The organism is Methylotenera versatilis 7, from assembly GCF_000799165.1.
Classification (GTDB): Bacteria; Pseudomonadota; Gammaproteobacteria; order Burkholderiales; family Methylophilaceae; genus Methylotenera_A; species Methylotenera_A versatilis_A.
Genome location: NZ_JUGF01000001.1, coordinates 457,928 through 476,584 on the forward strand (window position 1 = coordinate 457,928; position 18,657 = coordinate 476,584).

Genomic DNA, 18,657 nt, shown 5'->3' on the forward strand with positions numbered 1-18,657 from the left:
TCCTTAATTGTTAGGTAGTAGCGATTAGAAGTCGTATTGGGCTCTTAGCACAATCGCTTTTTCAGTGTCGTCAAGTTTGCCATTAATTCGAATGTCATCTTCAAATTCCGTTTGAATATAGTTAAGCACTAAACGTGAATTTGGATTCATTATCCATTTGGCACCAGCTGTCCAAGAACTTGCTTCACTGCTGAATGCGGTAGTTGCTGTTGCTGCTGGTAATAATGATTTGAAATCTGATGCATCAAACTTACTGTAACGTAAGCCCAATTCGAAAGCGCCCCAGCCGTCTTTGGTATCGAAATTATTTTTTGGCTTTAATCTACCAAATACACCACTTTTGTAGGTATCTGCATATGATTCACCTGTGACTAGCCAATTCAAATCGGCGTACCATACCTTGATGTCATTATCAAAGGCAATTCCAGCAGCAGTTGGACCGCGTTTACCTTCAAAATTCGCATTGATATATTCCGCCTGTACTTTTACAGGACCATAAGCCAATGCAGTTTCCAGACCCAAACGATCTCGATCGGAGGTGAGTGCTGAGCTAATGTTTGCAACATTAAAAAATTGTACTCCACTGCCTTCTGTACTTTGCGCAATACTATTACCTGCTGAAGTAGAAAAACCGATACTTCCTGTACTTGCTGATGCGCCAACATGCAACACTAAGTCTTTATTTTCAGTAAAGCTGGCAAAGTTAGCGTTAATTCTACCGCCGATATCTTTGCTATCTCTTACATCATCGACGTTTTGTGCCGTGCCATTCACTATATAAGCATTGTAATTCAGCCATGGTAACGGATCGCCAAATACCATGACGCCTCGGTCATAGGTTGAGGTAAATATAGAACCGTTATTGGTTGCTAAAGAGAGTTCAGTAAAGTCAGTAAAATTGGTACTTTGTGGGCGTTCTAAGCCGAAAAATGGTTTGAACTGACCGACACGAATCTTTGCAGCTGGCCAGCGATTAAAATCCAGATAGCCATATGTTAAAGCTGTCGTGCCTTTTGCGCCCGTATTATCGTTTGCATATTCGCCTTCAACCCGCACTGCAAAATCCTTTAAGAAGGAAAAAGTACCGCCGAATCTTGCGCGACGAATACTGAATGTGTCATTCTTCCACTCATCTGGCTGATAGGTTCTATAGTCAGTCTGGATACGACCGTTCAACTGCAATTTCCAGTTACCTGTGCCATCTTCAAATACCAGGCCATCTTTAAAGGCGCCATAAATAGGCGAACCTTTACTGCTCCCTTTTTCTTCTGATCTAGTTATTTTTGATTGGCTGACTTGGTTTTCAATTCCTACCAATTCTTTGGTTAATAATTCGACTTGCTTGTCTTGTTCGGCACGTTGTTGTTGCATCGTTTGCAGCGCTTTTTCTAATTGCTGGATACGTGCTTCAAGGTCTGAGTTTTCTGCGCTTGCACTTAGTGGCATTGAAACTGTAATTATTGAAGATAGCAGTACTCGTTTTGAAAGAGGGAAGTGCATAATGTCTCCTGGTTTTTATATTGGCAAAGTGCGAATGGGGGCAAATACCTTCTTTGGTAAAGCTTCATTTCTGCGTTAAATACCATCTTTGGTGTTATATCGTTATATTATCAGAAATATAGCGATGTTAACATTTGTGTAACAATTGCTAGAATGCGAGGATTGGCTTGAGTCTTTTAGCTTAGCGCCTATCAGCGCGCTAAAAGGTCTAAAAAGTCATGCATTTCGGAAAATACATACTGCTCAGATTTAGCTTGGATAGAGAGGTACTCTTTCAAAACATGGTGCCCGAAGGATGTGAGCGTTGCGCCGCCTCCGTGCGATCCGCCTATGACGGTAGTCACTAGCGGTTCTTTAAAGCTCGCATTCATGACCATGACCAAATCCCAAGCCCGTTTATAGGACATGTTCATACTCTTGGCTGCACCTGATATTGAACCGTGACCACTGATCGCTTGAAGCAACTGTGCTTTTCCCGGGCCAAAGGCAATGCCGTTACCATGTTGAATTTGAATTTTAATTTTGACCGGATACATGGATTAAGTTAACTCTATTTTTTCTTATTAATGTAAAAATAATATGGAATCATATTCAAGTAAGTCTATGTATCTAAATTACTAATCATAATACGTTGAGACAAAAATAGGGGAGTAAAGAGTAAATAGTGGTAAAAACTGGTGAACTACATAAAAAACGGGTTTCAGATATGTTCTGAAACCCGCTTAGAATTTGGCTCCTCGACCTGAGATCGAACCAGAAATCCACGGATTGTTTGAGTTCGATTGGCTAATACTCTCAATTCAATTGTTTTATTCAGATATGAGAAACTCGTTATCGTCTGTTCTTATGTAAAAACTTCCTTGAGGGTCTATTTTAAGCGCTCTAATCCTATACCCAGTTAATACGGGCTCGGCATAAACAAAACTCGCTCCTTCTTTCTTAGCCCGATACAGGGTTTTAGAGGCCATACCGGCAAAAAAATAATTATTATCCCAATAGTCGTTTTTTCCAGTGCTGGCATATTTAGCAATGGGACCGATTCCTATGGATGGTAGAAATGTCATGACAGGCTTTTCATAACCCTCATGGCTGTTAAATTTATTGCCATAATAATTGCCCATTCCATCTCTTTCATAAATGGTTCCATAACTCACAATGGGCCACCCATAATTCTTATTTCGCTTGATCAGATTGATCTCATCTCCGCCTCTAGGGCCGTGCTCAGTTAACCAAAGCTCATTCGACTCTCGATCATACATAAGTCCTCCTGATGGTGATCTAAGACCTGACGCAAAGACTTCAGCATTGAGTCGTTTTAAATCTATACGAATGACTTTGCCGATAGACGTAGTGTTGTCTTGTACGCGCTCCGGCTTTGAAAAATCCCCTATACTTAAATATAGCGTGTAGTCATTTTCCCCAATAGCTAACTTCCCACCCACTTGATGACCTAATATGGGCTCTTTGATAGCGGGTCGGCTTAAATATATTTCTCTTTTGAAGATAAGTTCGTAACCCTCTTTATCTAGTTCAAATTCAGATACAGCTAACCTGACGCCATTAAATTGATCGTCCCAAACGGTATAGGCGACAAAAAGTGAATGATTGATCAGTAACGAATCCTTAACCCCAGATAAGTCTTTACAATACACCACGTTCTTGGCATCACTTTCTTCAGTAGAATTCTCACTGCCAGGGATAAACTTGGACAATTTCTTGCCGGTTTTCGTTAACACCATTTCGCTATCCAATTTCGCAAAATGGATATCTCCGCATTTACTTATAAAAAGATATTGTGCTGTATCAAGCTTCTCAAAAGGCCCCATTGGGTAACCATCTTCAAATGGCAAAGCAAATACTTTGAGGTTTGAAGTGCCGAACACTGACTGAATTCGAACAGGCTCTTTTTCGACTTGGGGAGCATCAGTTATTAATAACGTAGGCACGTTTTGATTCATATCATTACTGGTTGTGCCGGAAGGGTTAGATTGCTCAGATGTTGCGATAGAGCTTTGAAAAGTGAGAAGAAATACCACTACAAACAGAACAGTTTTCTGCATTCATACCTCAGATGTTTTTTTAATTTAGATTAGAATACTTTGAATATTGATTATTAATAATCGTTATACAGTTGGGCATCGCCGCACTAAAACTACATTTATTAAGAAATGCGTTGCAGTCTTTGATTAAGTCTTCATTAAAGTAATTAGATTTACAACTTAAATGTTAACAAAAAAAGCCACCTAATGGTGGCTCACAATTCATTATCGATTTTTAGTCGATATATGTTCGCTATCAATAAGAGCTTTATTTCTTCAAGTAATTTTTGCAGAGCGGAATAAGAATTGCAGAGCGAAAAAAACCGCCAACATCTCTGTCAGAGGCTTAATATTTGGCTCCTCAACCTGGGCTCGAACCAGGGACACACGGATTAACAGTAGGACGCAACTCCCAATTATGTATCTGAAAGCCTAAGATTTCTAATAAATTTCCTGTATGTCATTAAACTCGTAGGTGCTGGCGTTCTCTTCTGGTGTGCAGTAGTCTAAGATTATCTCGCGGGACGAACCACATGAGTGAGCCTTTACGTTGACAGAAAGAGCAATTGCAAGACATCGCGCCAGTCAGTGTTCCTTCTACTTCAAACTTGATTTGCCAGAAAATACTCTATCAAGTGTACAAAAAGTTTATCTAAGCTTTTTATGTTTGTACATTAAGCTGTCTGCATCGGCAACCATATTGTTGATTGACTCATGTTTTTGATTGTCGTACTCTACAGAACCAATACTAAACTCAATGTCATATCCTCTGTTTGATTTTCTGTTGTAATCTAAAACATTTTGTTGCAAACGTTCCAAGCTTTTTTTGCATTCTTCTGCCGAACATTTCGTTTGTAGTACGGCAAACTCATCACCACCAATACGGCCAATTACATCGAAATCTCGAAATGTTTCTCTTAATAGGTGACTAAACTCACGAAGCGCATGATCACCCTCGGCATGACCATATTTATCATTGATAGATTTAAATTTATCAAGATCAATAAACATTAAAGATGCTGAGAATCCCATTCTGTTACACAGTGATAGTGCGCGCTTCGAGAGTGATTCAAACCCGCGCTTATTAGAAATCATTGTTAATTCGTCTATTGTAGCCAATTGAATTGCGACGACTTCCTGTTCTACCATACGAGCTAGATCGCGTAGCAGCTCTGCATCCTCATCACTAAAGTCTCTCGGTGATTGATCAATTAAGCAAATCGTTCCTAATTTACTTCCGTTTGGGGCACTAATCGGACATCCCGCATAAAAACGAATGTTAGGAGAGCCTGTAACAAGTGGATTACCAACAAACCTTGGATCAAGTACTGTGTCTAATACAATAAATACCTCATCACCTAAAATTGCATGTCCACAGAAAGAAATGTCCCTAGAAGTTTCTTTGACATCCAAACCAAGTGACGATAAAAACCACTGGCGATCTGTATCTATCAAAGAGATAAGCGCTACAGGCACTCTAAACATTCTTTTAGCTAGTCGTGTTATTCGGTCAAAGCGTTCTTGCGGCGAAGAGTCAAGGATACCCAGTGACACTAATGTATCAATTCGAATTTTTTCATTAGGGGGAGTGGCCGGTTGTTGCATCTTTTTCCTGATACTTATGTTTAATACTTTATATACGAAACACAATTGGGAAATTAGTTGCAAATATCTAAAGCTGGTTTACGAGAAATTATATTCGAGGACAATCGCGAATGATAGATGAGTGAACTGTGAAATATTAAAAATAATGCATCTCTCTAACTATTTCTTGAACGTGACACTCCGCAGAGAACTCTAAAAAACAAAATTAATAAATGAGTTACTGCTAGTTATTAATGAACCGAAATCGATTGTGCTTAAAAAATCTTCTTTAATTAATAAATAAAAAATATAAGGTGCTTTTAGAAACGCCGACCACGCATTTCCCAAATATTGGTCGCATCTCTTAAAATTTCTCCTGTTTCTTTATCCCGCGCTTTTATTCGTTCTATTTGTGTTCTGATAGGAGGAAGCGTAAGTTTTGCTGGAATTGGCAACATAGCATTGGCCAAATAAAATATGGCAAGAAATAATAACGCCAACGCCGCTGATCCTTTCCATGCCCAGTAAATAAGAATGCCCCATTTGATAATGGTCAACGGTAGCGCGATGACAAAATAGCTTGGCGTCATCAACGCACCGGTTAAGACTGGCAAATCACCAGATCTACTAATTTGGAGGATGGTTCTTTGTACGAGACTAAAGTACAAATGAATAATGGCCAATATAAGGAAGCCACAAAAACAAACAACGTTAATCATATTAATATCACTTTTTTTGTAATGATTATAACTTTCATGATTAGAGTTACATATTGCTAAATGCACAACTTATTTTAAAGCCGAGCAAATGCAACAATTATTAAGCAGTTCGGCCCATAACGGACATTCAACGTTTAAGTTGAATTACGCATTAAAGTACGTCACAGATGAGCTATTATTAGGGTTGATTTATACCACCTTATATCAAGGACTGCATCTTAATTGCTTATCAATTGATGTCAGTTTTCCACTGGATAGGCTTGCTTGATATGTCCTATGTAAGTTTTGAGTAATACCTAACCATGACTCAAGTTTTGGATTTATTCCAATATTATGTTAGCTAACTAACAAAGTCATGAAGTAAATAGTGCAATACTCAATCCATAAATTCACCCTTTAATGGAGGTTAATTGTGGCACTATCCAATGAAACATACTCAGAAGAATTAGTTCTTGGCGAACCTTCAGCCGAAAATTATTATAAGAGCCCGTTAAATGCTAGTGCCGTTTCTTGGGGTGCGATATTGGCAGGAGCCACAGCAGCTGCCGCATTATCGTTAATCCTCTTACTCTTGGGCGCGGGTTTGGGTCTGTCATCTGTTTCACCCTGGGCGCAAAAAGGTGTTAGTGCGGGTGCATTTGGAATCTCTACCATTGTTTGGCTGACGGTTACTCAAATTCTTGCAGCTGGTATGGGTGGTTATCTAGCGGGAAGGCTAAGAGCAAAATGGGCTGGCGCGCATGCGGATGAAGTCTATTTCCGCGATACAGCACATGGTTTTCTATCTTGGGCTGTTGCATCACTTGCTACTGCCGCCTTACTTACATCTGCAATCGGAACCATTGTTAGTGGCGGTACACAGGCCGCAGCCAGTTTGGCTGGCGGAGCAGTAGCTGCCACTGTGACAGGTGTTGCTTCGGGTGAATCTGGCAATTCTGATCATGGAATACAGTCAGGCACTGAGGGGCTAGGATATTTTGTTGACGCTCTGTTTCGACCAAATATGCATATGCCCATTGAGTCATCTACAGAAGATAGTGCCACAACTGGCACGCCTCAAAAAACAACCCTAGTATCAGAAGTGACACGAATCTTTGTTCATTCAATGGATGCAAAAACATTGCCAGCAGCAGATATGTCTTATATCGGCCAACTAATTTTAAAGAATACCGGTTTGACTCAGCAAGAGGCTGAAAAACGCGTCGATGATATTTATAACAACTTACAGAAACAGAAAGCGGATGCTGAAGTAGCCGCGAAAGAGGCAGCCGAAAAAGCACGTAAAGCGACTATCTACGCAACATTGTGGTTGTTTGTTTCACTGCTGATGGGAGCGTTTTCAGCAAGCCTTGCGGCTACCTGGGGTGGTCGAGAGCGTGATGTTTAATCGTATTTAACTAATCCCTTCTATTCATTCTGGAGACTATTATGCGTTCATTATTATTATTTTTTCTTGGTGTGCCTATTCCACTCATTATCTTAATCGCTCTATTCGTTCATTAAATGGAGTATTCCTAAAAGGAAAGTGTGCGATGAAAACTGAACAAGGTAAGACTGGGAAATTTATTGCTCCAATCAAATCTCAGGAAGCTATCAAACTACTCATTGCTGATCATAGACTTGTTAGCAAGCTGTTTGATGAATATGAAAAAGCATCCACAAAGGCCATGAGGAAGAAATTAGTGGCTCAAATCTGTATGGAGTTGAGTATTCATGCGCAAGTAGAAGAGGAGATTTTTTATCCTGCGGTTAAAAAGGCATTAAAAGATCACGAGCTTGTTCCTGAAGCGACAGTAGAGCATGCGAGCTTGAAAACGCTTATTGCACAAATTGAAGGCAAAGAGCCGGATGGAGAAATGTACGACGCCAAAGTAAAGGTGCTTTGTGAATATGTGAAGCATCATGTGAAAGAAGAGCAAAACGAGATGTTTCCGAAAGCGAAGGCGACAAATCTGGATATGGTGGAATTGGGCGAAAAAATCACGGCTCGTAAGCAAGAGTTGATTGCTGAGAAAGCTTAATACCAACTGTTTACTTTTTAAAATGTAAGTTTCATTTTTAGGGTGATTCTATGAGCAACGAAAAGTCAGTAAGCAATAAAGACAAAGCATCTTCCAGCAATACTCATTTAGGAAATGGTGGAGAGGTTCATCAGCTCGCTAGTGGCGATCATTCCTTATTGACGACTAATCAAGGAGTAGGGATTTCTGATAATCAAAATTCGCTTAAAGCCAATCCTCGCGGCCCAACGTTATTAGAAGATTTCATCTTACGAGAAAAAATCACACACTTTGATCATGAACGTATCCCTGAGCGTATCGTTCATGCGCGCGGAACTGGTGTTCATGGATACTTTGAGTTAACAACCTCGTTACAAAAATACACAACCGCAAAAATACTGACGGAAGTTGGTACAAAGACGCCACTTTTTACACGCATCTCAACTGTTGCTGGCGGCTCTGGCTCTGTTGATACGCCACGTGACGTACGCGGTTTTGCTATTAAATTTTTTACGCAAGAGGGTAATTGGGATTTAGTGGGTAACAATATTCCAGTTTTCTTTATTCAGGATGCAATCAAATTTCCTGATTTAGTGCACGCTGTAAAAATGGAGCCAGATCGTGGTTTTCCACAATCTGCTACTGCGCATGATACTTTTTGGGACTTTATCTCGCTCACGCCCGAATCCATGCATATGGTGATGTGGATCATGTCCGACCGCACAATTCCACGTTCATTACGCATGATTGAAGGCTTTGGTGTACATAGCTTCCGCTTGATTAATGAAAGTGGCGACTCTACTTTTGTAAAATTCCACTGGCGCCCAAAACTAGGCCTTCAATCTACGATATGGGATGAAGCGGTTAAAATAGCTGGTGCTGACCCAGATTTCTTGCGGCGTGAAATGTTTGAAGCGATTGAAGCGGGTGATTTTCCAGAATGGGAATTTGCCGTGCAACTTTTCACCCAAGAAGAAGCGGATAAATTCCCATTTGATCATCTAGATGCTACTAAACTAATTCCAGAAGAGCTTGTTCCGCTGAAAGTGATTGGCCGTATGGTACTTGATCGCTGGCCAAATAATTTCTTCGCAGAAACAGAACAAGTCGCATTTTGCCCATCACATGTTGTACCAGGCATTGATTTCAGCAACGACCCGCTTTTACAAGGTCGCTTATTCTCTTATTTAGATACTCAGCTATCCCGTTTGGGTTCAGCTAATTTCCACCAGATACCAATTAATGCGCCAAAATGTCCTTTTGCCAACCATCAACGTGATGGCCATATGCAGATGGACCAGCCAACTGGCAGAGTTGCTTACGAACCTAACTCCTTATCTACAGACTCTCCACGTGAGTCACCAAAAGGCTTTCATAGCGCGGTTGTTAACGAGTCTGGAGATAAAGGCAGAGTCAGGGCAGAAAGCTTCGCAGATCATTACTCTCAAGCACGACAGTTTTTTATTAGCCAGACAAGCTATGAGCAGGCGCACATTGCGTCCGCATTAGTGTTTGAGCTATCTAAAGTGGAACATTTACACATTAGAGTGGCAATGGTTGCGCATTTACTGCATATATCAGAAGACCTAGCGAATAGAGTAGCTAAAGGATTGGGATTGGATAAGATGCCAAACGCACCAAAAGCTGCTGCAAAAGTACAAGAAATGCCAGCATCACCAGCATTGCAAACTATCGGAAAAATGAAAAACACCTTGCAAGGACGTTTAATCGGCATTCTTGTTGCAGATGGCTCAGATGCAACTGTGATTAATAGTATCAAAAAGGCTGTAATCAAGGCTGGTGCAAGTGTCAAAGTGGTTGGGCCAAAAATTGGCGGTGCAAAATTAAGTGATGGCTCTATTCACGCAGTTGATGGACAGCTTGCTGGAACACCTTCAGTAATATTTGATGCTGTAGCAATCATTCTCTCCAATGAAGGTGCAAAAACACTCTCTACGGAATCTGCTGTAATCGATTTTATCCGCGATGCATTTGGTCATTTAAAAGCTATTGCTGTAGATAATGGAGGCGAAGTCTTAGTTAATAAAGCAAACATTACTGCCGATAAAGGTGTGATAAATGCTTCAGATATAGAGGCTTTTATTTCCGCAGCAAAAACGCGCCAATTTGATAGAGAGAAATCAGTTCGAACATTAGCTTGATATTTAGATGCTCATTAAATATTAGCTTTAGATAAGTGAGATGCAACTGCCCAAGTTCTTTGATTAATTGGGTTTTAAGTAGTATTGCATTAACTTTCAGAGCGTAATCAACCCCCTACATAAGAGTAATCATATTTCCTATAAATATTCTTAATTCAATAAATTATGGTTATGACTTTAGGAGAATGAATAATGGATAAACAGGGCACTCAAAAGAAAACAATTCCTGCTCAACATCAAACACATAATCCTGGGTTAGAGAGCAAGATGACGCCAGAACCTGAGTACATTAAAAAAGACTATCGTCCCAGTGGTAAATTGAAGAACAAAGTAGCCATCATCACTGGCGGTGATAGTGGAATTGGCAGAGCAATCGCAATAGCCTATGCTGTAGAAGGTGCCAATGTTGTTATTCAATATTTAAATGAACATATTGATGCCAAAAAAACTAAAAAATTAGTAGAGGATGCTGGTAGAGAATGCTTGTTAATCTCTGGCGATTTACGCGAAGAAAAATTCTGCAAATCAATTATCACCAAAACAATCGGGTATTTTGGCAAGCTTGATGTTGTCGTCAATAATGCAGCCGAACAGTTTCCGCAGGACGATTTTTTAGAGATTAAAACCGATGAATTAATCGATACTTTCCGCGTCAATATATTCCCACTATTTCACATTATTAAAGCGGCCATACCCCATTTAAAAAAAGGCAGCAGCATTATTAACACAGCCTCAGTTACAGCATATCGAGGCAGTGATCATTTAATTGATTACTCTGCTACTAAAGGTGCAATCGTTACACTCACTCGGTCGCTTTCTAAACAGCTTATAAAGAAAGGTATCTACGTGAATGCGGTGGCTCCGGGGCCTATTTGGACACCTCTGATCGCTTCAACATTTTCGGCTAAAGAAGTTAAAAAATTTGGGACAAATACGCCTATGGGAAGAGCAGGCCAACCAAGTGAAGTTTCGCCTTGCTATGTTTTTCTTGCCTCAAATGACTCTTCATATATGAGTGGTCAAGTCCTTCACCCAAATGGAGGTGAAATTATTAACACCTAAAATATTAAAAATGGAGGCGATAAATGCTTAATAAGAGGATAAGGAGCCAGAAAAGATTGTAAAAATGGCTCTTAAATTGGTTTTAAGTAAGGATTTATTAAGCGCTAGTCAGTTTATGACTGAATCTGGAGTATCAAACAAAATAATTGCATTTCAAAGATAGATATCTTGAACGTCATCCATACCTTACATATTTTCCAGAACAATCCCTACATTTATTATGTCGAGAAACTTTCATAGTTATGTCTAAATATAACAAAGGAGAAAGTAATGTTCTTTCTAGGATGGCAAGGTATTTATACTTTTATCGCACTATGTATTTTTGTTGGTTTAATTATTTTTTACTTTGCGAAAAAAATAAATTTAGAATCAAGTTCAAGCATTTAGGACGATGACTCTCTAATCTTATTCTAAGCAAATATAGCTCTTTAGATTGTTTCTAAATATCATTAAACTTTTAAGATGGCTTAGTTAGCTTATAACAATGTTATGCGGTTTCTTCCTATAGAAACTTCATAGACTTCAATAATCCATCAGGCTTTGCATGGCATTCGACAATGGGAGTGTTATGATCAGTCAGCGTAACTAAAAGAATGTTAGCTTCGCATTCTTCCTTGGTCTTGAAGCTAACAGCACTTTTAGCAATAACAATATTTCCGCAAATTTTGGTTAACTGCCAGTGCCACTCTGGAACTGATGGTTGCTCGGGATTTGGTTCGTTGTACATTTCAAATAGCATAAAATTTACTCCTAGAATAAAGATAAAGTAAGCTAATTAGTACTTTGCAGGATCGTAAACTTTAATAATTTGAAGTGTTTTTAAGGCTCTGGAAACCTTAAAATTCAAAATCTTGCAGCAATTCACTGTATACCTTTAAATACTAATGTAAAAAACATATATTCATATGAGCTACAAACGTTAACCCAACATTCAGCAACTTAGATGCGAGTAAGAAAACGGCAGCATAGATGTAGAGGCTGCCGTAGTGTCGTGTATTGAGGTCAAATCTAGGGATTTATCAAACTCGACAGTTGCACTTTATACTTTTGTTTGAGTTTGGTTTGTAAGTATTTGTCTGATTAAATTGTAGGATTATTCAGCAAAATAAATTTTTCTATACCTCTGCTTAACATAGATGGTTTGATTAGGTGGTTTTGCGTCAGTTGGCCACAACCCCCATAACGGTCATTCAAAAAACTCAACTTCGTAGAATCAACCTTATGTCTAAGTAAATGGTCCGTTGGAGGAATGCTGGCTTTTAATTTGCATTAGTGGATAGAGCTGTTGTCAGTATATACTGGTCTGTATATATTTGGCTTAAACATATATCCTATTCCTTAAGCAACACTCTTGAGAGTCATCATGAAATATCTAACAATATTCTTATCTGTAACGTTCAGTATCATTTTTCCTGTCCTAAACTATGCGAACGCAGCCGCGTCTTCTAAAGTCATGGTCTTAGACTTTCAACTAAACGATTTAACAGATCTTCCGAATGCACCACAGGAATTAGAGCGCATCAGTTATCTAACAAAGACTTATAAAGAAGTTTTAGAGAAGAAAGGTGTAAATATTGTACCTGTGGCCGACAAGTTGAAAGCCGATATCCAAAATCAATCACCCACCTATTTATTTGACCAAATCGAATATGTTGCGGAAGTGGCTACAGAAAGTGGAGCCGATTACGCGCTAATAAACGTAGCGCTGAAACCTACATACTTATTTGTCTACCCAAGAATTTTGCTTGTCGATGCTAAGCTGAAAAAAGTAGTACTGGCCAAAGCTTTTCAATTGGAGAGTTCATGGACAGACCAAAACACGACTGCAAATACTGCAAAGAAAATGGCAGAAGCCGTTGCAGCTGCAATTAAGAGCTTCGACGAGAAAAAATGAATGCTTTAAGGTAATAAATCTTCATTTATATAGCGTATTTAAATTTAACAACCATCAGATTTTATTGGTACTACGAGGTAGCTTTGGGCCGGAAGAAGGCTTAGATTAGCGTTGGCGGTGAACGTAAGAAACGCTACTATTATTAACTTTGCATGGCTCATGTAGATAGTTAGATATCATCCAAAAGTGGATATTTGCTTACCTAGAATCAATTTAAAAACCTAAAATAAGCCCCTAAATTTAGGGGCTTATTTCATTCAGTTGCAGGTTTTTTGTTTAATTACCAAAGATAGCTTAATTGCGCGTCCACTCTGCGAGATGTTCCGTAGTAGCAATAGAAGTCGCATGCGCTTGACGGCTAAGCATGAAGTACTAAAATGCATCACCATCACGCGGTTCATAGGCATCGCGTAATTTTGCGTTAATGGCATCTAGGTCGTCATCAAATGACTGATCCCGTGCGGTAGTATCTGTATTATATTTTGTGACAGGCTTAGACGCAGATGGAGTGGGGTCTATAGCCGGGGAATTTGTTAACCACTTTTCAAAGGGTGCTACATCGATGCCTTGCGGTATATACCAGTGTTTTGATTCGGCGTTCCAACGTGCACCCAATGATTTAGCTTGGTCTTTCTCGTTGAATGGTACTTTTAGACTAATGTTAGATGTGGCATTCATTTTTATGAGCTATTTCCTAAAACAAAAAAAGCCCCACATTTCTGCAGGGCTTCTTTATTTATTTGGCTCCTCGACCTGGGCTCGAACCAGGGACACACGGATTAACAGTAGGACACTACTCCAAATTATGTATCTGAAAGCCTAAGATTTCTAATAAATTTCCTGAATGCCATTATCTCACAAATCTCTTTTTGAACCTATGTAGAACCTTGAAGCTTTAATTTTCTTGTATAAGTCTCTAAAAAACAAAACGAATCAACGAGTTATCACTGCCAATCAGTGAACCTAAACCGATTGTGATTAAAAAATTCTTTCTAATGTGTATTTCTGTGACTAAAAAACACGAATAATTTTTCTAAGAAGTTACAACCTGAAATATTAATTTTTTTAATGACTTAATACGGCCCAAAGCTGACCTTCATAATAACCTATGAAGATTTACAAAACCAATGAATCCCATACCAATAAAAAATATAGCGAATTGTGAATTTTCAAGTACTAGAGATTTATCATTCATCCTCTTCCCAAGCAAATTCTTTTTAGATTTTCGCAAAGTAAATTGAAAGCTTTTTTAATGGCATAACTAGACGACCGGTCTAATTAATGCAATAATGCACTTATGGGTAATGAACTTCCAATCATAAAGTCTGGCGATACGCGTCAGCAAATCCTCGATACAGCCAAGGGCATCATCCTCGGCAAGGGCTTTGCTGCGGTCGGCCTCAACGAGATACTTTCCACCGCAGGTGTGGCCAAGGGCTCGTTTTATCACTATTTCAAATCTAAAGAGCAGTTTGGCAACGCCTTGCTCAAAGATTACTTTGACGACTACCTGCAGATGTTAGAGCACATGCTTAAAGATGACGGCAGCACTAATTCCAGCCGCCTGCTGGGATTTTTCCAGTTCTGGCTGGATACGCAGTCTAGTGATGCCACAACGGATAAATGTCTGGTCGTTAAATTGAGCGCGGAAGTGACGGATCTTTCCGAATCCATGCGACTCACACTGAAAAATGGCACCGACAGGGTAATAGCCTGCCTCACTCATTGCGTGCAAGAAGGTATACGCACAGATGAATTCCCCGCCAACCTCGATGCAAAAACTGTCACGGCAGAGATCTACTATATGTGGATAGGCGCAACGCTTTTGACCAAGGTAGGCCGCACGCGTGCAGCCTTGGAATGCGCCATGAATGCCACGAAAGCGAGATTGGGGCTTAATTGAGTACGATCTTTTTTATTTGGCCGAACACTAGCCGACTGGTCTAATAACTGTAATTTTTAAGGAGTTTTGATGCTGAATTTTGATTTTTACAACCCGACGCGCATCGCTTTCGGCAAGGGCAAGGTCGCCGAAATCGACAAGCTGGTGCCTGCTGAGTCTCGCGTATTGATTGTTTACGGCGGCAGTAGCGCCAAGAAGAATGGCACGCTGGATGAAGTCAAAGCTGCGCTGGGCGGGCGTTATGTCGAGGAATTCAGCGGCATCGAGCCAAACCCTACCTATGAGACCCTAATGAAAGCCGTCGCCCAAATCAAGGTAAATAGGCTGGACTATCTGCTGGCAGTCGGCGGCGGCTCGGTGATTGATGGCACCAAGTTTGTCGCGGCGGCGGTGTATGCCGAGGGTGACCCGTGGGAGATTTTGCTCCAGCGCGGTGCCAATGTGAAACAGGCCATGCCTTATGGCACTGTGCTGACCTTGCCTGCGACAGGCTCGGAGATGAACGACGGCTCGGTGATTTCACGCACCGAAACCGCATCTGGCTTGCACGACAAGCTCTATTTCTCCAGTGAGCATGTGTTTCCACAGTTCTCCGTGCTAGACCCGAGCAAGAGCTACACCCTGCCGCCGCGCCAGTTGGCTAACGGCGTGGTGGATGCCTACACCCACATCATGGAGCAATACCTGACCTACCCGGTGGAAGCGCGGGTGCAGGATCGCTTTGCCGAAGGCTTGCTACAGACCCTTATCGAGGTTGGTCCCAAGGTGCTGGCCAATCCGCAGGATTACGACACTCAGGCCAACTTCATGTGGGTCGCCACCCTGGCCTTGAATGGCTTGATCGGCTCCGGTGTGCCCAGCGATTGGGCGACGCACATGATAGGCCACGAGATCACCGCGCTGCATGGATTGGATCACGCACAGACTCTCGCTATTATCCTGCCGACCATGTTGAGCGTGCGTCGCGAATCCAAGCGCGCCAAGCTGCTGCAATATGCCGAGCGCGTCTGGCATATCAGTGAAGGGTCAGAGGATGCTCGCATCGAAGCGGCCATCCAGAATACCCGCGCTTTTTTCGAGAGTCTCAGCGTGCCTACGCGCTTATCCGCCTACAACATCAGCGCGGATGCCATTCCTGCCCTGCTGGCACAGCTTGAAAGTCATGGCATGGTCAAACTCGGTGAGCATGAGGATGTGACGCTGGATAAGAGCAGGGAAGTGCTGGAAGCCAGTATTTAAATTTTTAATAGGGTGGATAAAGCGCGATATCGCGAATTCACCACCTTTGTACTTATTTTTTATTAGGAGCAATCATGAGCAAAAAGTTAGCACTGTATGTACGTCTGCACGCCAAGATAGGCAAGGAAGCAGCACTGGAAGCATTTCTGAAATCCGCACTACCGCTGGTGGAAAATGAGCCAGAAACCGCTACCTGGTACGCACTCAAATTCGGCCCAGCCACCTTTGGTATCTTTGACACTTTTATGGATGAACATGGTCGACAAGCTCATTTGACCGGTAAAATCGCTGAAGCACTGATGGCGAATGCCACAGACTTGCTGGCTGAGATGCCGGTGATCGAAACCGTTGATTTACTGGCAGTCAAAGGCCAGGCTTAAATCAGTTTTTGGCAAGGTATATAGCTCCTTCCCTAGTTATATCGAGCCTATACTGGCGCATCGCTTTCTTCCCCCTTTGTGGGTGTGCCAGTTTTTTTCTTATAGAGCATAATGTATACCCCTAATCCAAATCAATCGCCGACAACCAACCGCGGCTGGCAACGTGTATTCCAACAAGGCAAACTCACGCTGGGCATCATGTTCCCAATCGAGGCCTTCGAGCGTGATCAGCCGAACATGCACAACCAGGTAGCGCTGGCACAGTTGGCCGAAAAAGCCGGTTTTTCCAGCCTAGGCTTTCGCGATGTGCCCCTGCGCGACCCGAATTTTGGCGATGTCGGTCAGGTATTCGACCCTTGGGTTTATCTCGGTTATATGGCCGCGCAGACCACAGAAGTCGCACTATTGACGGCATCCATCATTCTGCCATTGCGCCACCCGATACATATCGCCAAAGCCGCCGCCAGCATAGACCAGTTGTCCAATGGCCGCTTGCTGCTTGGCATAGCTACAGGCGATAGGATGGTGGAGTTCCCAGCCTTTAATGTGGATTTTGAGTCGCGAGGGGCGATGTTTCGCGAAGAGGTCGATTTGCTTAAGATATATTGGTCAGAGTTTTACCCGCAAATAAGTAGCAGCTTTGGCCATCTGCAACATGCCGATGTCATTCCCAAGCCGGTAGCTTCGCATGTGCCCTTGTTAGTTACCGGACATAGTCAGCAGGATCTGGGCTGGATCGCGCGCAATGCCGACGGCTGGATGAGCTACCCGCGTAGCATAGAAGCGCAGGCGCAGGTGGTGCAGCGCTGGCGTGATTCCGTTGAAGCAGAACTACCAGGACAATACAAACCATTTACACAGTCTTATTTTATTGATCTTGCCGACAGCCCGAATGAAGCAGCAACGCCTATTCATCTGGGTCACCGACTCGGCAGGAATGCCTTGCTGATGCATCTGCGTGCTAGCAAACGCATTGGTGTAGATCACTTGATATTCAATTTGAAATATGGAAAACGTGCAGCTGACGAAGTGCTGCAGGAACTGGCAGAGTTCGTGCTGCCAGAATTTATGTGACACATAAGCGCAGGCGAGGATGCCTGCGCCACTAAAACAGGAGACACCATGAAAGCCGTTGCATTAACCAGATATTTACCTATCAGCGATCCTGAATCACTGATGGACGTCGAATTGCACAAACCCGTGGCAACCGGTCGCGATCTTCTGGTGATGATCCACGCCATTGCAGTCAACCCTGTCGATACTAAGGTACGTAAGCCTAAAGACAAGCTGGAAATAACACCCAAAATTCTAGGTTGGGATGCCGCTGGTGAAGTCGTCGAAGCCGGGCCAGATTGCACGCTGTTCAAGACTGGCGACAAAGTGTTTTATGCGGGTGACATCACGCGCTCGGGCTGCAATGCCGAGTACCAGCTCATAGATGAGCGCATAGTCGGGCACATGCCGCAGAGCTTGAGTTTTGAGCAGGCGGCAGCTTTGCCGCTGACCGCAGTGACAGCTTGGGAATCACTGTTCGACCGCCTGGGCATTGCGCTTGATATAGCGCAGAACCGCAATAAAAACCTGCTTATCATAGGCGGTGCGGGCGGCGTGGGTTCGATTGCCATCCAACTCGCTAACAAACTGGCGGGATTGACCGTGGTAGCCACGGCATCGCGGCCTGAGACCGTACGCTGGGTGCAGGAATTGGGCGCACAGTATGTCATCAATCATAAGCATGACCTAGTGACGCAAATGCGCGAAATCGGCATTCCCCAACCAGATTATATTTTTTGCTGCAACGATACCGATGGCTATTTTTCTGTCATGGCCGAGCTCATCAAGCCGCAAGGCAAGATTTGCTCGATTGTCGAAACCGCACAGCCGGTGGACCTAAATCTGCTCAAGAATAAGAGCGCGACCTTCGCATGGGAGCTGATGTTTACACGTTCCATGTTTCAGACCGCCGACATGACAGAACAGCACCTTATCCTCGACCGCATTGCCAATCTGGTGGATGAGGGTGTGCTGAAAACCACGCTCAATGAAACCCTATCACCCATCAATGCTACCAATCTGCGTAAGGCGCACGCTCAGCTCGAAGCAGGTGGCACCATAGGCAAGATCGTGTTGAGCGTCTGGGCTTGATTTTCATACTATTTTTTTCATTATCAGGAG

The 18,657-nt window shown here is 42.2% G+C and carries 17 protein-coding genes; 10 read left to right on the plus strand and 7 right to left on the minus strand.

Translation table 11 applies throughout. The features are described 5' to 3' along the window. Positions 1-24: 24 nt before the first annotated feature. From K370_RS01980 to K370_RS02000, 5 genes are all read right to left on the minus strand, one after another. On the minus strand, positions 25-1,446 hold the full coding sequence (locus K370_RS01980) for a porin (RefSeq protein ID WP_052185135.1): 1,422 nt from the start codon (positions 1,444-1,446) through the stop codon (positions 25-27). 245 nt (positions 1,447-1,691) lie between these two features. Further along, positions 1,692-1,907 (minus strand): winged helix-turn-helix domain-containing protein, encoded by a 216-nt coding sequence (locus K370_RS12365; RefSeq protein WP_235272659.1) that lies wholly within the window; start codon positions 1,905-1,907, stop codon positions 1,692-1,694. Positions 1,908-2,309: 402 nt separating this feature from the next. Continuing rightward, a complete protein-coding gene (locus K370_RS01990) occupies positions 2,310-3,560 on the minus strand; it encodes a PQQ-dependent sugar dehydrogenase (RefSeq protein ID WP_047537598.1) in 1,251 nt (416 codons plus the stop codon). Between the two features lie 627 nt (positions 3,561-4,187). After that, entirely contained in the window at positions 4,188-5,144 is a 957-nt protein-coding gene (locus K370_RS01995) for a sensor domain-containing diguanylate cyclase (RefSeq protein ID WP_047537601.1), read from the minus strand. A 299-nt stretch (positions 5,145-5,443) separates the two neighbouring features. Further along, positions 5,444-5,842, minus strand: a complete 399-nt coding sequence (locus K370_RS02000) for a hypothetical protein (RefSeq protein WP_152603131.1) — start codon at positions 5,840-5,842, stop codon at positions 5,444-5,446. A 412-nt stretch (positions 5,843-6,254) separates the two neighbouring features. Here K370_RS02000 and K370_RS02010 point away from each other — a divergent pair, with 412 nt between their 5' ends. From K370_RS02010 to K370_RS02025, 4 genes are all read left to right on the plus strand, one after another. Then, complete coding sequence (locus K370_RS02010; protein ID WP_047537609.1) at positions 6,255-7,229, plus strand: hypothetical protein; 975 nt, start codon at positions 6,255-6,257, stop codon at positions 7,227-7,229. A 145-nt stretch (positions 7,230-7,374) separates the two neighbouring features. Further along, the gene (locus tag K370_RS02015; protein WP_047537612.1) at positions 7,375-7,863 is read left to right on the plus strand and encodes a hemerythrin domain-containing protein; all 489 of its coding nucleotides are present in this window, start codon (positions 7,375-7,377) and stop codon (positions 7,861-7,863) included. A 50-nt stretch (positions 7,864-7,913) separates the two neighbouring features. Further along, positions 7,914-10,004, plus strand: a complete 2,091-nt coding sequence (locus K370_RS02020; RefSeq protein ID WP_047537616.1) for a catalase — start codon at positions 7,914-7,916, stop codon at positions 10,002-10,004. A gap of 192 nt (positions 10,005-10,196) precedes the next feature. Continuing rightward, a complete protein-coding gene (locus K370_RS02025; protein WP_047537617.1) occupies positions 10,197-11,066 on the plus strand; it encodes an SDR family oxidoreductase in 870 nt (289 codons plus the stop codon). 502 nt (positions 11,067-11,568) lie between these two features. Here the strand turns inward: K370_RS02025 and K370_RS02030 are convergent. Then, entirely contained in the window at positions 11,569-11,805 is a 237-nt protein-coding gene (locus K370_RS02030) for a hypothetical protein (protein ID WP_047537619.1), read from the minus strand. A gap of 624 nt (positions 11,806-12,429) precedes the next feature. On the opposite strand from K370_RS02030, the gene K370_RS02035 reads away from it, so the two are divergent. Further along, positions 12,430-12,960, plus strand: a complete 531-nt coding sequence (locus tag K370_RS02035) for a DUF2380 domain-containing protein (protein ID WP_052185136.1) — start codon at positions 12,430-12,432, stop codon at positions 12,958-12,960. Positions 12,961-13,332: 372 nt separating this feature from the next. Here K370_RS02035 and K370_RS02040 read toward each other — a convergent pair whose 3' ends face one another. Then, a complete protein-coding gene (locus K370_RS02040; RefSeq protein ID WP_047537620.1) occupies positions 13,333-13,638 on the minus strand; it encodes a DUF5710 domain-containing protein in 306 nt (101 codons plus the stop codon). A 619-nt stretch (positions 13,639-14,257) separates the two neighbouring features. Between K370_RS02040 and K370_RS02045 the strand changes: the two genes are divergently transcribed. The 5 genes from K370_RS02045 (at position 14,258) to K370_RS02065 (ending at position 18,627) form a co-directional block, all read left to right on the plus strand. Next, complete coding sequence (locus K370_RS02045; protein WP_047537622.1) at positions 14,258-14,863, plus strand: TetR/AcrR family transcriptional regulator; 606 nt, start codon at positions 14,258-14,260, stop codon at positions 14,861-14,863. A 69-nt stretch (positions 14,864-14,932) separates the two neighbouring features. Continuing rightward, positions 14,933-16,102, plus strand: coding sequence for an iron-containing alcohol dehydrogenase (locus K370_RS02050; protein WP_047537625.1), 1,170 nt, complete (start codon positions 14,933-14,935; stop codon positions 16,100-16,102). Between the two features lie 74 nt (positions 16,103-16,176). Beyond that, complete coding sequence (locus tag K370_RS02055; protein ID WP_047537628.1) at positions 16,177-16,482, plus strand: putative quinol monooxygenase; 306 nt, start codon at positions 16,177-16,179, stop codon at positions 16,480-16,482. 111 nt (positions 16,483-16,593) lie between these two features. Continuing rightward, complete coding sequence (locus tag K370_RS02060; RefSeq protein WP_047537631.1) at positions 16,594-17,556, plus strand: LLM class oxidoreductase; 963 nt, start codon at positions 16,594-16,596, stop codon at positions 17,554-17,556. A gap of 48 nt (positions 17,557-17,604) precedes the next feature. Further along, entirely contained in the window at positions 17,605-18,627 is a 1,023-nt protein-coding gene (locus tag K370_RS02065; protein WP_047537633.1) for a zinc-binding alcohol dehydrogenase family protein, read from the plus strand. Positions 18,628-18,657 lie beyond the last annotated feature (30 nt).